The 15,855-nt window shown below is 43.8% G+C and carries 9 protein-coding genes; all 9 read right to left on the bottom strand.

Annotation, left to right across the window (positions count from 1 at the left end):
- Positions 1-28 precede the first annotated feature (28 nt).
- On the bottom strand, positions 29-1,255 hold the full coding sequence (nqrF, locus tag F9Y84_RS01620) for an NADH:ubiquinone reductase (Na(+)-transporting) subunit F (protein ID WP_128729715.1): 1,227 nt from the start codon (positions 1,253-1,255) through the stop codon (positions 29-31).
- Positions 1,256-1,276: 21 nt separating this feature from the next.
- Positions 1,277-1,885, bottom strand: a complete 609-nt coding sequence (nqrE, locus tag F9Y84_RS01615; RefSeq protein WP_088529916.1) for an NADH:ubiquinone reductase (Na(+)-transporting) subunit E — start codon at positions 1,883-1,885, stop codon at positions 1,277-1,279.
- 10 nt (positions 1,886-1,895) lie between these two features.
- On the bottom strand, positions 1,896-2,528 hold the full coding sequence (locus tag F9Y84_RS01610) for an NADH:ubiquinone reductase (Na(+)-transporting) subunit D (RefSeq protein ID WP_125250928.1): 633 nt from the start codon (positions 2,526-2,528) through the stop codon (positions 1,896-1,898).
- Entirely contained in the window at positions 2,528-3,277 is a 750-nt protein-coding gene (locus F9Y84_RS01605; protein WP_125250929.1) for a Na(+)-translocating NADH-quinone reductase subunit C, read from the bottom strand. Before F9Y84_RS01605 ends, F9Y84_RS01610 begins: the two co-directional genes overlap by 1 nt.
- Positions 3,267-4,469 carry an NADH:ubiquinone reductase (Na(+)-transporting) subunit B gene (locus tag F9Y84_RS01600; RefSeq protein WP_125250930.1) on the bottom strand — a complete coding sequence of 401 codons (1,203 nt, stop codon included), beginning with the start codon at positions 4,467-4,469 and terminating at the stop codon, positions 3,267-3,269. Before F9Y84_RS01600 ends, F9Y84_RS01605 begins: the two co-directional genes overlap by 11 nt.
- A 2-nt stretch (positions 4,470-4,471) precedes the next feature.
- Entirely contained in the window at positions 4,472-5,815 is a 1,344-nt protein-coding gene (locus F9Y84_RS01595) for a Na(+)-translocating NADH-quinone reductase subunit A (protein WP_147388991.1), read from the bottom strand.
- Between the two features lie 494 nt (positions 5,816-6,309).
- Positions 6,310-7,317 carry a fatty acid desaturase family protein gene (locus F9Y84_RS01590; protein WP_128729717.1) on the bottom strand — a complete coding sequence of 336 codons (1,008 nt, stop codon included), beginning with the start codon at positions 7,315-7,317 and terminating at the stop codon, positions 6,310-6,312.
- Positions 7,318-7,410: 93 nt separating this feature from the next.
- Positions 7,411-11,547 (bottom strand): non-ribosomal peptide synthetase, encoded by a 4,137-nt coding sequence (locus tag F9Y84_RS01585; RefSeq protein ID WP_147388992.1) that lies wholly within the window; start codon positions 11,545-11,547, stop codon positions 7,411-7,413.
- A complete protein-coding gene (locus F9Y84_RS01580) occupies positions 11,547-15,851 on the bottom strand; it encodes a type I polyketide synthase (RefSeq protein WP_167508213.1) in 4,305 nt (1,434 codons plus the stop codon). Before F9Y84_RS01580 ends, F9Y84_RS01585 begins: the two co-directional genes overlap by 1 nt.
- Between the last annotated feature and the right edge of the window lie 4 nt (positions 15,852-15,855).

The following is a 15,855-nucleotide window of genomic DNA, read 5'->3' as shown; positions in this document are numbered from 1 at the left end:
TTAAGTTCATTATCAGACTAAAACCTAATTAACCACCGAAGTCATCAAGTAGGATGTTCTCGTCTTCAACACCTAAGTCTTTAAGCATGTTGATAACCGCCGCATTCATCATCGGAGGACCACACATATAGAACTCACAATCTTCTGGTGCTTCATGATCTTTCAAGTAGTTTTCAAGAAGTACATTGTGGATGAAGCCTGTATAGCCGTCCCAGTTATCTTCTGGTTGAGGATCTGAAAGTGCTACATGCCATTCAAAGTTGTCGTTGTCAGCAGCTAAGCCGTCAAAGTCTTCTACGTAGAACATTTCACGCTTAGAACGCGCACCGTACCAGAAAGAAATCTTACGCTTAGAGTTGATACGCTTAAGCTGGTCGAAGATATGTGAACGCATTGGCGCCATACCAGCACCACCACCTACGAATACCATTTCTGCATCAGTTTCTTTTGCAAAGAACTCACCGAATGGGCCAGAAATCATAACCTTATCACCTTCTTTAAGTGACCAAATGTACGAAGACATTTTACCACATGGTAGCGTAAGGTTATTTGGTGGCGGAGTAGCGATACGCACGTTAAGCATAATAATACCAAACTCTTCTGGGTAGTTTGCCATTGAGTATGCACGGATCGTTTCTTCGTCAACTTTAGATTCTAGATTGAAAAAGCCAAAACGCTCCCAATCTGAACGGTATTCTTCTGGAATATCGTAGTCTGCATATTTAACGTGGTGAGCAGGGGCTTCAATTTGGATATAACCGCCCGCACGGAAAGGTACAACTTCACCTTCAGGAATAGCTAGCTTTAGCTCCTTGATGAAAGTTGCTTTGTTATCATTAGAGATAACAGTACATTCCCACTTTTTAACACCGAAGATTGAGTCTTCAACTTCGATTTCCATGTCAGTTTTAACATTAACCTGACACGCTAATCGGCAACCTTCACGCGCTTCACCTTTAGAAATATGGTCAAGCTCGGTAGGTAGGATATCGCCACCACCTTCTTTAATGTGTACTCGACATTGGCCACATGAGCCACCGCCACCACATGCAGATGATACGAAAATCCCCGCGTTTGCAAGCGCACCTAGAAGCTTACCGCCCGCTGGGGTTTTAATCGCTTTTTCAGGATCGCCGTTTATATCAATTGTCACGTCACCGCTTGCTACAAGCTTAGACTTCGCTGCAATGATGATAAGCACCAACATCACAACGATAGCGATGAACATGCTTACGCCTAATACAATAGTTTCCATCGTATAGTTTCCTCGCTACCCTTACAGTGAAATACCAGAGAATGACATGAAGCCAAAGCCCATCAGACCTACAGTAACAAAGGTAATACCTAAGCCACGTAAACCATCTGGTACATCTGCGTATTTCATTTTCTCACGAATACCCGCTAACAACACGATAGCAAGCGCCCAACCCACACCAGAACCTAGACCATAAACTACTGATTCACCAAAGTTTAGGTTACGTTCAACCATGAATGATACTGCACCGAAAATCGCGCAGTTTACTGTGATCAATGGTAAGAAAATACCAAGCGCGTTGTATAGTGCAGGGAAAAACTTGTCCAGAGTCATTTCTAGAATTTGAACAAGTGCTGCGATAACACCGATGAACGTCAAGAAGCGTAAGAAGCTTAGGTCTACCTCAGGGAAGCCTAACCATTCAAGAGCGCCTGGTGCTAGTACAGCGTGATAAACTAAGTTGTTCACTGGTACTGAAATACCAAGTACAACGATTACCGCGATGCCTAAGCCTAGTGACGTCGTTACTTTCTTAGATACCGCCAAGAAAGTACACATACCTAAGAAGAAAGATAAAGCTAAGTTTTCAATGAAAACCGCTTTTATGAATAAGTTGATATATTGTTCCATCTCTCTCCCCTTATGCCTTTGCTTCTACTTGCTCTTTCTTCCAAGTACGTAGTGCCCAAATGAAAGCACCTACGATGAAGAATGAGCTGAATGGCATAACTAGTAGACCCATAGGCTGGTACCAACCACCTTCAGAGATAAGTGGTAGGATTTCTACACCGAATAACGTACCAGAACCAAATAGTTCACGAATGAAGCCTACAGTTAATAGTACAACAGAGTAGCCTAAACCATTACCGATACCGTCAAGGAATGACATAGCCGGAGGTGACTTCATTGCATAAGCTTCTGCACGACCCATTACGATACAGTTAGTAATGATAAGGCCGATGAAGGTCGATAGCTCTTTTGCTGTGGTATACACAACCGCTTGTAGTACTTGGTCTACTACAATTACTAGCGATGCAATGATCGTCATTTGTACAATGATACGCACACTCGAAGGAATGTGATTACGGATCATCGAGATGAATAAACTTGAGAATGCACAAACTAATGTCAATGCAATTGACATGATAAGCGCATTTTTAAGGCTTGATGTAACTGCTAGTGCAGAACAAATACCCAAAACTTGCAGAGCAATCGGGTTGTTTGCAAAAACAGGACCAAACAAGACTTCCTTCATTTCTTTTGCATTAGCCATTAGTTCAATGCTCCATTACGTACTTTCGCAAGGAATGGACCAAACGCTTTGTCGCTCGTCCAAAAATCAACAGTATTATCAACACCGTTCGACGTTAGTGTCGCACCAGATAAACCATCTATCTTGTGCTCATTACCGCCAGCACTACCTTTCACTACATCGATAGGAAGCTCTTTATCATCCCAAAGTGCTGTCCACTTAGGATTTTGGATTTCCGCACCTAGGCCTGGAGTTTCCATATGCTTGTAGAAGTTAATAGACTTGATTGTCTCGCCATTCGGTTCTAAAGCTAAGAAACCATACATAATCCCCCACAGACCGTAGCCTTGGATTGGAAGAATAATAGTAGATAGCTGACCTTGGTCGTCTTTTGCAAAGTAAACTGGTGAGTTATAGGTAATACGCTGAATACCTGCAACGTCTTCTTCTTTAGACAGCTTGTAGCTACGCTTAGCGTCAAACTTGGTCGCTTCAAAGTCGAAAGACTCAGGTTGTACGTCTTCAACAAACTCACCGCTTTCAAGGTTAACAACACGTGCTTCGATGTTCTGATTAAATACTTCAGAAACATCTTTCACTTTGTCAAAACCTGCAACAGCAAGTATGTTGCGCTGAATATCTTCGTTTTTGTTAGCTTGCTGCATAGGGCGAAGCTGTACAGAAGCAAAAGATACAACGATTGCACACACTAGACATAAGCCAACAACTACGCCGAGCGTTTTGCCCATTGATTCATTATTAGTTGACACGTGCCAATCTCCTCTTCACATTAGATTGAACTACGAAGTGGTCGAACAGAGGCGCAAATAAGTTAGCGAATAGAATAGCTAACATCATGCCTTCTGGGTATGCAGGGTTAACAACACGGATAAGTACAACCATTACACCAATAAGTGCACCGTATAACCACTTACCTTTGTCTGTAAATGACGCAGATACTGGGTCTGTTGCCATAAAGAACATACCAAATGCAAAACCACCAAGTACAAGGTGCCAATGCCAAGGCATTGCAAATGCAGCGTTAGTTTCAGAACCAATTGCATTAAGAAGGAATGACATCACAACCATACCGATGAATGTGCCCAGAACGATACGCCATGACGCGATACGAACATAGATCAAGAACAAACCACCGATCATAATTGCAAGTGTAGATGTCTCACCCATTGAACCTTGAATGAAGCCATAAAACGCATTCCACCAAAGTTCCATGTTACTGTAATCTAGCGAACCTGCTACTGCTTGACCTAAGTATGTTGCGCCAGAGAACGAGTCAACTGCTGTCCATACAGTGTCACCTGAAATGTCTGCTGGATATGCAAAGAACAAGAAAGCACGACCTGCAAGCGCTGGGTTTAAGAAGTTACGACCCGTGCCACCAAAGATTTCTTTTGCAACTACAACACCAAATGTAATACCTAGTGCAGCTTGCCACAACGGAATCGTAGCTGGCAGGATGAGTGCAAATAAAACAGATGTAACGAAGAAACCTTCGTTAACTTCGTGCTTACGAACCGATGCAAATAGGATCTCCCAAAAAGCACCGACAGCAAAGACAGTACCATATATGGGTAAGAAGAAACATGCACCATAAAACATCTTGGCACCCCAACCTGCATCAGCAGTGAGTACACCGCCAAGTGATTGGAAAATAGTAACCTGCCATGTATTTGCAAGTTCAAAACCGTTACCTAGCGCTACTGCTGCTTGGTGACCGATGTTAAACATACCAAAGAACATCGCTGGGAATGTCGCCATCCACACTAAAATCATAATACGTTTTAGGTCGATGTTATCACGGACGTGAGTTCCGCCTTTGTTTACGTAACCTGGCGTATAGAAAATTGTTGCCACCGCTTCATACAGGGCATACCACTTTTCGTGTTTACCACCAGGTTCAAAGTGAGGTTCAATGTCTTCTAAAAATTTCTTTAAGGCCATTTTTAACCTTCCTTCTCGATAGTAGTAAGGCAATCACGCAGGATTGAACCGTACTCATATTTGCCCGGACATACAAATGTACATAGCGCTAAATCTTCTTCATCTAGCTCTAATGCACCTAATGCAATCGCGCCATCTAAATCACGTGCAACCAAATCACGTAGCAATAGTGTTGGCAAAATATCGAGTGGCATAATACGCTCATAGTTACCGATTGGTACCATCGCACGCTTAGAGCCACCTGTAGACGTTGTCATTTTAAACAAACGGCTAGGCGCCAAATGCGCGATAAAAGTACGTGTTACAGAGAACTTGTTACTGCCTGGAGCAATCCAGCCAAATAGTTCCTTTTCACGACCTTCAAGTAGTACCGATACTTGGTTATGATAGCGGCCAAGGTAAGCATGAGGGCCGATTGCTGTTTTACCAGCTAACACAGAGCCAGAAATGACTCGGTTATCACCGTCTTCAAGCTCGCCTGCAACTAAATCTGTTAGCGACGCACCAATTTGAGTTTTTACTAAGCGAGGATTTTTAACACGAGGTCCTGCCAGCGCAACCACTCTATCTGTATAGATTTCACCTGTCAGGAACAACTTACCAAACGCGATGACGTCTTGGTAACCAAGATGCCAAACTTGCTTGTTTGCGCCTACAGAATCTAAGAAGTGAATGTGAGTACCCACGTTACCTGCTGGGTGAGCACCTGAAAACTCGTGAACTTCTACTTGTGAGATAGAAGAGCTTGGCACGTTGGCACCGGCTTTCTTACACACAAATACTTTGCCTTCAGTCAGACGAGACACTACCGCTAGACCGGCTTCAAACGCTTCCACGTTTTCAGCGATAATAACAGCAGGATCTGCTGCTAACGGGTTAGTATCTGTCGCTGTCACAAAGATCGAGCTAGGTGTTGCACTCGGCACAGCGACACGGCTGAATGGACGCGCTCTAAGTGCTGGCCATTGACCAGACTCGATTAGCACTTCCTTCACTTTTTCAGAGTCTAAGTTGCTTAATTCAGCAGCTGAAAACTTCTCAAAAGTGATTTGCTCGTCGCCTTGAACTTCAATAACAACTGATTGAAGAACACGCTTAGCACCACGGTTGATTTCTTTAACTACACCAGAAGCTGGCGCAGTAAACTTGACGCCTGGGTTCTTTTTGTCTTCAAAAAGAACTTGGCCTTTTTTGACTTGGTCATCCACACGAATTTGCATGGTAGGACGCATACCAATGAACTCTTCACCTAGCACAGCCACTCGTTTGACGGCAGAGCCATCATGAATAACTTGCTGAGGTGCGCCCTCTATTGGTAAATCCAGACCTTTTTTTATGTTGATCATACGCACTTGCATTACATTAACGGAAAGAAACTGAAAATATCTTTAGTCATCACTGCGCCACCTCGTTTGTACCAAGTTTTGGGTATATAAAGAGCAGAAAGTTATGAGTCCGGTTAGGGTTCTCAAAAGCCCCTTAAAACACCGCTCAACGCGAACAAAAAAGCAGCGTCGTGATAAAAGTCCTCACATATTTCTCTGATTTTAACATTAATCGTACTGAGTATGCGAGTGGAATTATGAAATTAATACGACTTTAACGTGGATTTAGATTAGTTGAAAAGCGTCAAACTTCAAGTCACGGAGCTAGGCGATTTGGCAATTATTCTTTAGTCGAAGAATAAGCTAACTAACCTGAACGCTGGATAAGAAGTTAGTTAATCAAAGGACGAGGTGAAGATTAAACAAACTCATTGGGTCAAACTTAATCACTTATCACAACATAGCGCATGGCCTGTACCATGCGCTACAATATCAGTGAACTCTGTTACTTTTACCTACCTTGCATCCTCCTCTTTAAAAGGAGGGAGCGTATCGATAAATGTCCTTGCTGGATGCTTTTTCCTGAGTTTAGCCATAAACCCAAGCATAGGTACATCCACATACTCAGAATCGTCCTCTTGTAAAATACGCTGTCTCACTTTTGATAACCGATAAAATGGCACAGATGGGTATAAGTGATGCTCGACATGTAAATTAAAATTGAACATCGAATACAAAGATAACCAACCGGGTTTCATCGAACTTGAGCGAGAAACAGAATCCTGTTCATATACACGTAGCGGCTTAGTTCGCGTCGCCATACTATGCACATATAAACCGGAATGTGGTGGTGCAGTTACAGCTTCATAAAAGAAGAAGTGGATTAGCGCCGCAATCGTAATGAAAGTAAAATAAGTCTGAACACCAACATACATGCACACCAATACGTGGGGTGTTAGCATCACGATGACTGAAAACAGTGCCTTCAGTGCCAGTTTGTAATTTTTGTTCATAAATTCTACCAATGGATTAAGCCACAGAACCGCAAAGAAGAACTGAATAGTAGGAAACGGCAACCATAGACGCCACACCACATTAAACATCTGTAATGTAACGGCTGAAACACTCTTAATTTTTCGCAACTGAGTTGACGATGGATCTTTATCCGCAAACCCAGTCCAACGATGATGGCCCTGATGAATATGCACCCACGACGTATATGGGATTAAGGCCAATGGACTGACAGCAAAACCAAAAAAGTCATTTACACGTTTGTTTGTAAACACGGTGCGATGTCCAAACTCATGAATAAGCACCGAAGATCTAAACATTAGCCAACCGAGTAATAGCTGCAGCACAAAAAAGCCAAACGAAAACGCTTCAACCTTTGTCAGTCCCCACAGCACGGCGGCAATAAAAACCGCTTCGACAAGGACAGTGATCAAACCAACTTTGTTGGATATTTTAAATGCCCCTTCATCATTCAGCCGCTTTTTTATTATCTTATAACTTTCCACTTTCATTGTTTTTTCCTTAAATACTGGATACAGATGATATGCCTTATCTTATTTTTCTAACAAATAAGGTATCGATTGCTTGCCACCAAAAGGCTCTTATTAAGACCCATGGCTCAATAACTCCTTAAGCTTTTTCACTAATACCACGATATTAGGTGGCTGTATCAAAGAGAAATGATTGCCAGGAATATGTGCGCATTGAACCTTGGATACACACTCTTTCCAATGAGCCTCAAGCGGTACCGTTAGGCTCAACACACTTCCCTCTTCAGCCATAAGTAGGTCGACGTTACCGTGGTAGCGTGACGGCTTATGAGTGGCAAAAAGCTGTAGATTTTTTGCAAAAATATCAAAGCGCTCTTGCACTATTGACTCAGGAATATGCTGAAACATATGCCCCTTATCTTTCGCTAGTTGTAATAGGCTTCTGGGCAAATCCTCAAACTTAGCACCGCTGATATACTGAGTTACTTCGTGCTGCTCAATTACAATGTCCAGCTCGCGAGCAAAAAAGTACAGTAGCCACTCTGGGTCGCGATAAATCTCGATATTATGCTGTTCAAACACAGGGTTTCGGCTATCAATTAAAATAGTTTTATCTATTTTCACATCAAACTCATCACCAAGTGCAGCCATTTCCACTGCCACTGTACCACCTAGTGACCAACCAGCTACAACATATTGCTGGGCACCAATATGTTGATTGAGAAGCGCTAAATACGAGCGAGCTAAGTCGCTGAGTGAGTCTGTCGGATTTTTCTCGTAGTGCTTTAAATCCGAAGCAATAGCGTAGATTGCACGATCTGAGGACAATAGTTGAGCTAGTGGAACATAACTTAAAATACTCCCACCAACAGGGTGGATGAGTACCACTGGTGGTAAGTCTGAAGCGTGCTTATTCAAACACACGAGAGGTGATTCAGCGCCATTTTCTTCATTAGATTGAATAAACTCAGCAATGTCTATGATGGTATCGTAGCGTAGCAAGTCCACAACATTGATGGGTTTGTTCACCAAAGCGGAAATCATATTGGCAGCTTTTACCGCATTAAGTGAGTTAGCGCCTTGATTCCATAAACTCTCGGCAGCACTCAACTGAACCTGCCCAAGCACTGTTGTCCAAATATCAAAGATGCTTTGCTCAAGTGTGTTTAATGTTCTGTTTTGCCGAGCTTCCTCTGCTTCCATCGAGACAACAGGCAACCTCTTGGTATCAATTTTACCATTTTTATTTAATGGCATTTCAGGTAGTTGTATTACCTGCTTTGGCAGCATAGCCGGAGATAGGCGACTTTTAAGTAACACAACGATGTCTTGTCGCAACTGATAATCCGTTGTAAGTGCATTATCACTTGTACAGTAAGCTACTAGGCGCTTATCGCCGTTGTCTGTAGTGTATACATGAACGAATACCTCTCTTACTCCTGGACACTGATGTATCGCCGCTGTCACTTCACCCAACTCAATTGTGAAGCCATTGATTTTGACCATGTCATCGCGACGACCGATAAACTCTATTTCACCAACATTGTTGTATCGAACAAAGTCTCCCGTTGCATATAAAGTTTGACCATCGGCCAAATGAGGTAATACACGGAACTTAGCCTCTGACAGTGCTTTGTTGTTTATATAGCCTTGCGATAGCCCTACTCCACCTAGGAAGAGTTCACCACCAACACCTATACCAGACATCTCTCCGTGCTTATCAACAACATACATTTGTGTGCCACTAACCGCTTTGCCGATTGGGATCGTTGTTGCACTCAAATCTTTTTCAGACACGATATGATAAGTTGCAACCGTGGTGCACTCTGTCGGACCATAGCCATGGATCAGTTTGCCACTAAAGCGGCTTTCTAAAGCCCTTGCTACAGCTGCCATATTGACTTTTTCGCCACCAAATATAATTTGCTTTACAGATGCCAGAGGGAAATGCTGCGTATCTGCCAAACGATTAAGTAAAGCGGTCGTCACCAGAATGATCGTCACTTCATGATAATCAATGGTTGATGCCAGTAACTCAGGGTTTAGCAGAACATTTTTACTGATGCACACCACTGCCGCACCATTGAGCAGTCCGCCCCACAGCTCAAACGAAGAAGGGTCAAAGCTAAGGCTAGAGACATGAGCCACTCTATCTTTTGGCTTAATATCGATGTAGTTTGCATCAACAACACGGCTGATGATTGCCTGATGAGAAACTGGCACTCCTTTTGGATTTCCGGTTGACCCTGAGGTATAAAAGATACATGCGGTGTCAGCAGCAAAAGTATGAATTGGCATATTTGACTTGCTGTAATCTTTTGTCACCTCAGCCAAGTGGCTTAGTGCTATCACCTTAGCCTCAACATCTAATTGTTCGGCCAAAGTGTCTGCCGCGACCAGCAAACTTAACTGTGCGCCCTCAACAATAGTTTTTACTCGTTCAATCGCATCTTCAGCACTAATCGGTACGTAAACACCACTACATTTTGCAATTGCCAATATAACCGTGATCACTTGTACACTTGATGGCGCGTAAAAACCAACCCTGACTCCTGGTGCAACTCCTTGAGATTTTAGATAGTGTGCAATTTGGTTTGCTGACTCATTTAATTCGGCAAAGCTAACGGTTTCGTCTTGTGCAATAAGTGCTGCGCTTTGTGGTGTTTTAGCAGCTTGAGCCTCAAAAAGTAGTGCCAAGTTTGACATTTCATGTGGCAATGAAACGGGATCAGGGCTTTGTCCCCAAGCGACTATTTTTGCGCGTTCAGCGTCATCCAGCATGTTGAGCTTAGAGATTTGTGTTGTGCTGTTGCAAAGCACCGACTCAATCATATTTTGTAGATGGCTCAGCATATACTCAATCGTCGCTTGTTCAAATAGCGCCGTATCAAAGTGCATACTCAACTTATATTGTTCATTTGTGCCAAAGACAGCCAAGCCTAAATCGTCAAACGAGCCTCTTTGCCCTGATAGCGGATGAATTTCTTCAAAGATCCCCGTACCATTTTTTCTCATCAGCTCGCCGACCTTCGTTAAGGTCATAGAGGTTTGGAACACTGGTGAGCGGCTCACTTCCCGAGATTTATACAGCTCATTCACTATCTGAGTGAATGGGAATGTTTTGTGCTCAAAAGCGTTGATTAGGGCGTGTTTACAAATCTCTGCCAGTTCATCAAAACTAATCTCATCTGAAGCTTGAACGCGGGTTGCCAGTGGATTAACAAAATTGCCGACCGCAAAGTCATTGTCTACTAATTCTCTGCCCGCATTTGAAATACCTATCACAATATCATCTTGACCGGTATACCTATTCAATAGTGCAAAGTACACACTCTGGAAAAAGACAAATGGCGTGATCCCTTTGCGCTTGCTAAATTCATCAATCCTACTTGATAGACCAGCTGGCAAAGCAACATTGACCCTCCCCCCTTTATACTGCTTAACTGCTGGCCTAACTTTATTTGGTGTCAGCTCCAACACCGGCAAACTATCAGTTACTAATGTTTGCCAGTACTGTTTGTCTTTTTCCGCTTGAGGGCTTGCTAAATAGGTCTTTTCATTTAGCACATAATCAGCAATATCATAGGGCTTCGCAAGCGTCAGTTCACGCCCTTCAGCCGCATTTAGATATAGTGCTTCAAGCTGCTCCATCAAAATTGCGATTGAGTAAATCTCAGTAACAATATGATGGGTGAGAAGTACAAACCATGATTGCTGGCTTTGACCGTCATTTAGCGACACGATATAAGCACGAAAAGGGCGTTCCAAGGATAAGTTAAAAGGTTGATCGGCAATCCACTCAAGTTTGTGGTTGAACTCATCTGAGCCACCCTGTAGCTGAATGTGTTCTATCTCGTAGTCTTCATTCGGATTGCGTAATTGGTAAAATCCTTCCTCACATTCATGGAATGTTGAAGACATTACATCTTGGTGCTTCAACACGGCATTAAATGCGTGTTGTAGCTTTGTATGGCAAGTACTGTGACTTAATTTATACGCAGTGATCAGATTGTACGCTGAGCTATGCGGATGCAATTTAAAATCAGCCCAATAACCCAGCTGATTGGCCGACATTCCAGACACACGTTTGCCTGTACTTAAAAAGTCAACCAACTCTGCCTTTTGCGCTTTTAGCTCAGCCAGCTCCTGTTCGCTCAATGCCCCACTGGCACTGCGATATTTAAGCTTGTCTCCATCAAGCCAAAGTTTTACACCACTTTTTTCAAATCTTAAAATTGTTTCGATAGCCATTAAATTTCTCCTTCAACCAGCGATGACTGCTCAACGTCAGCGGTATGCGCCTGACGATCCGATGACTGGTGCTCCATGTCTTCCAGAATTAATACAGCAAGTTCCTGAATAGACGCTCCTTTTAAGATTTCTGAAATAGGCAGTTCACGATTGAGCTGCTTTTTGATACCGGTATTGACCTCAAATGCCGTAAGTGAGTCCAAGCCCAAGTTCATCAATGGCGTGTCGGTTTGTATTTTTTCAATGCCAGTGCCAAGTGACTCAGAGACAAACTGTCGTAATAACTCCATCAACATCTGCTTTTTGTCATCCTCACTCACTGTGGGCTGTAGTAATGCTGCGATTAAATCCGATTTACCATCATCGCTTGTGGTTTGCTCAGTAGCAGCTCGAAGCTGCTCAAAAATGGCTAATGGGCGACGAAACTCCATGACATCCAAGAATTTAGAAATATTAATATTTGCAATCACTGGGTTGAGCATTCGATTTTCAATGACACTGCCCATTGCTTGTAGTGCCTCATTGTGTGACATTAATTGGAGCCCTACTTTTTCAGCTAACTGAGCATTGTCTCCGGCGACTGCCATACCAGAGTCAGCCCATGGTCCCCAGTTTATCGACGTAGCCGGTAACGCTAACGCATTACGGTAATAAGCAAGACTATCTAAGAAACGGTTACCCGCTGCATAGGCGGCCATGCCTCCAGATCCCCATACCGACGCCACTGAAGAAAACAACACAAAATACCGAGCTTGAGAAGCTAGTTGGTGTAAGTGCCAAGCACCTTGTACTTTTGCAGCTAGCACATTTAACATCTCAGACTCTGACAACGACTCGAATGCTGTCACTTGGTTAACACCTGCAGTATGGAAAACACCATCAATGGCACCATATCGGTTTGAAACATCAGACAAGACTGACTCAAGCTCAGTGTAGTTAGTAACATCGACAGAGATGTAGTCGGCCACGGTAACATGCGTGCGAAGACGCTGTAGTGCTGCGGCAATATTTCCACTCTCATCTCGCGCAATAGCCTGCTGCTCAGTGCTTCTACCAAGTAATATGATATGTTGCGCACCTTGCTCTGCTAGCCACTTGGCAGTACTCAAGCCAAGTGCTCCAAGACCACCGGTGACAACATACGCTTTGTCTTTTGCGACGCGTAAATGTGAAAGCGTTGGCGCATTCAACTCAGACACTCTAGGGGCATAAGATACACAGCCACGAACCGCAAGCTGGGTCTCATTATTTGCGGCAAACAGTGCAGATGATAAGCCAGCCAACGCTGCGCTATCAGATAATTCATCACAATCTACCTGCCTTTGCCATACTTCGGGGGCTTCAAGAGCGATGGATTTACACAACCCAGCAATTGCCCCTTGTAAAGGATCGTAACGATATTGCGTACCAGCAATAGATGCAGCAAACTGGGTAATAACTGCCAGTGATACTCCAGCTTTGAGTGTGCAAATATCACGTAATTGACCAAATAAAGACGTTAACCGAGTTAATACGTCTGATGTTGGCTGTTCGCCACACAGATCCAGCCCCCAGCCAAATACGATGCGTGTTACCGCACTATTACGATGAATAAGTGACTCATCCAGTGCAGCCACGTCGCTAATAACCTGGTAACTTTGCGCACTCAAATCACCGTAGCCTGTTGGTATCGTCTTATCGAATATTAAGGTATAGGTGTAACCTTGACTGCTTAGCCATTTTGTCCAAGGTGCAAGCTTGCCGTGTTGATCAGCAAAAATGAGTATATTATCGACGGCTCCGGGTTCAACCAAGGTATCGGTTGGGCGTGTTTGCCATTGTAGCTGATAAAATTTATCTGGATTATTCAGCGCCACATCCGAGTGAAGATGCGGTTGTACTTTAGGCAAAGGGTAATGCTTTGGCTCCATTGGATAAGCCGGTGTGTCAAGGCGCACATGGCGACTATCTTGATAATATCTCTGCCAGTCTATGTCAGCGCCCGATTGATAAGCACTGTGTAGCGCTTTTACCAGCGCATGATGCAATGTTTGCGCATCTGACACTTCAATACTCCACGCGCCAAATTCATTAGCACTGGACAACATCATTGTGCGGTATTTCAGCGCACCTTCCCCAGCTTCAAACGTGGCATTGGCATGCTCCATTAGTTGCCTTGCTAACTCGGTATTCGCCAATTTGAATATACTCGGTAACACACCAAGCACTTTGCCCCCTGCGCTAGATTGCAAGCAATTGACTATGGCTGACTGCGCTTGGGCTTGTTCTATCTGACCACAGCTTAAGCGCGCAGATACATACATCAGGTCAAGTGACGCTTTAAACGGTAAGCGCTGAGTCGCCAAACTCAGCATTGGTAGATCACCCGCTTCTGCGTTAATTTCGCTGAGCATAACGCCAAGCGAAGCCACATGCGATAACCACAGCCCTGATAGTAATGAGTTTGCCAACAGACATTGCAGCGGATCTGTCCACTCTATTTTTTCCGGCCAGTGGGCAAATGTATGCTGCTCCTGAACGCGATAGTATTCACTCGCCTTACTCAACATTTGTTTGGCTTTGTTATTGTTGAGCACCCATGTGTGTAAAACAGGTAAAAAGTGATGGTCGCGCTCGGTGAGTGTGCAGCTAATCACAGGCTCTGCTGTCCCCTGTGCCACACGGTTATTCAAAGCAGGTGTAAACTCTGTAAGTTGCGCTAGTAAGTCGGCAGTGCTGCTAGCCATAAAGCACGCTCGCATAGGCCAATGCTCACTGCTAGTATTGGCAGAGAAGCACACCGAATGAAGGTCAAGCGCGCCTTGCGTAATATAGTCTTGAAATTGCTCAATCCGAGCTGCTAGCTGGACTTCAGATTTAGCCGATAACGCCAATATCACGCTACCCTTTTGCTCAGGTTCAGTCGCAGGCTGTTGTGATGAATTAAACTCATCTGACACAATCAGGTGCGCGTTCGAGCCACAAAATCCAAATGCGCTCAACCCCACATATTTAACTGGGTCATCATCCCATGCCGCGAGTGTTTTCGGTAAGGTGATTGACGTTTTTTCTAATTCTAGCTTCGGATTGGGTGTATCTAAATTAACGTTAGCTGGAATTTGTTGGTGCTTAAACATCAGCAACACTTTTATCATAGAAGCGATGCCTGCGGCACTTTCTAAATGACCAATATTTGGTTTTACCGAGCCAACCAGTAACTTTTTGCTACTTGGTGTATCGCGTTTGTAGGCTTTAGAAATCGCCTCAATTTCTATGGGATCGCCCAGTGGCGTTCCGGTTCCATGAGATTCTACATAGCAGACTTGCTCTGGAGTTAATGCACTTTTTTGTAACGCAGCCTGAATCACCTCAACCTGCGCTTTACCGTTAGGTACTGGTAATGCGCTACTTCGGCCATCATGATTAATCGCAGAAGCCTGAATAACACCAATAATATTGTCGTTATTTTCGAGCGCATCACTTAGGCGTTTTAGCACTACAATTCCAGCACCTTCGCCGCGTACATAACCATCTGCCTTTTCATCAAAAGTACTACACACTCCAGAGGGGGACAGCGCTTTTGCTTTACACATAATCATGGTCATGGCAGGGGTAAGCATCATATTGACACCACCAGCTAGTGCCAAATTACACTCACCATTAAGCAGCCCTTGCGCTGCCATATGAATACTAGTAAGTGAGGATGAACAGTTTGTATCTACTGATAATGAAGGCCCATGTAACCCTAAGGCATGAGATAATCGCCCAGAGGCAATCCCAATCCCATTGCCAGCTGCGGTATACATATCTATGGAAGCAGGATTTTCGACACTAAATTGGCCATTATCCTGATTCATAATACCTATATATACCCCACTAGCGCTGCCTTTAAGCTTACTGGCCGGAATACCCGCATTACCAAGCGCTTGCCAACAGACTTCCAATAACAGGCGGTGTTGTGGATCCATATACTGCGCTTCTCGAGGCACAATACCAAAAAAGTCATTGTCAAATTGGTCGATGTCAGTTAAAAACCCACCGGCATTGGTATACACCTTTCCATCGGCATCCTGATCCGCATCAAAGTATTGCTCAGCATCCCAGCGCTCACTTGGCACATCAGTAATATGGCATTCGCCATTTTTAAGTAGCTGCCAAAATGCCTGAGGATCATTCGCACCAGGGAAGCGGCAGCCCATACCTATTACCGCTATTTTTTCTTCATTTTTCGCTTGTAGCGTACTAATTTGTGCCTTCTGCTTTTGAATGGTATTCAGGGCATTGGCCATTAACTTCTGATAATTATTTGGCTTTGTTTTATCCATCATT

It is taken from the genome of Pseudoalteromonas peptidolytica (assembly GCF_012641745.1).
Taxonomy (GTDB): Bacteria; Pseudomonadota; Gammaproteobacteria; order Enterobacterales; family Alteromonadaceae; genus Pseudoalteromonas; species Pseudoalteromonas peptidolytica.
This window is presented reverse-complemented; position numbering and strand designations above follow the sequence as displayed.

Coding starts and splice junctions, on each gene's coding strand:
- F9Y84_RS01590 (WP_128729717.1), bottom strand. CDS start 7,317: ATGAAAGTGGAAAGTTATAAGATAATAAAAAAGCGGCTGAATGATGAA.
- nqrE (WP_088529916.1), bottom strand. CDS start 1,885: ATGGAACAATATATCAACTTATTCATAAAAGCGGTTTTCATTGAAAAC.
- F9Y84_RS01585 (WP_147388992.1), bottom strand. CDS start 11,547: ATGGCTATCGAAACAATTTTAAGATTTGAAAAAAGTGGTGTAAAACTT.
- nqrF (WP_128729715.1), bottom strand. CDS start 1,255: ATGGAAACTATTGTATTAGGCGTAAGCATGTTCATCGCTATCGTTGTG.
- F9Y84_RS01595 (WP_147388991.1), bottom strand. CDS start 5,815: ATGATCAACATAAAAAAAGGTCTGGATTTACCAATAGAGGGCGCACCT.
- F9Y84_RS01610 (WP_125250928.1), bottom strand. CDS start 2,528: ATGGCTAATGCAAAAGAAATGAAGGAAGTCTTGTTTGGTCCTGTTTTT.
- F9Y84_RS01600 (WP_125250930.1), bottom strand. CDS start 4,469: ATGGCCTTAAAGAAATTTTTAGAAGACATTGAACCTCACTTTGAACCT.
- F9Y84_RS01580 (WP_167508213.1), bottom strand. CDS start 15,851: ATGGATAAAACAAAGCCAAATAATTATCAGAAGTTAATGGCCAATGCC.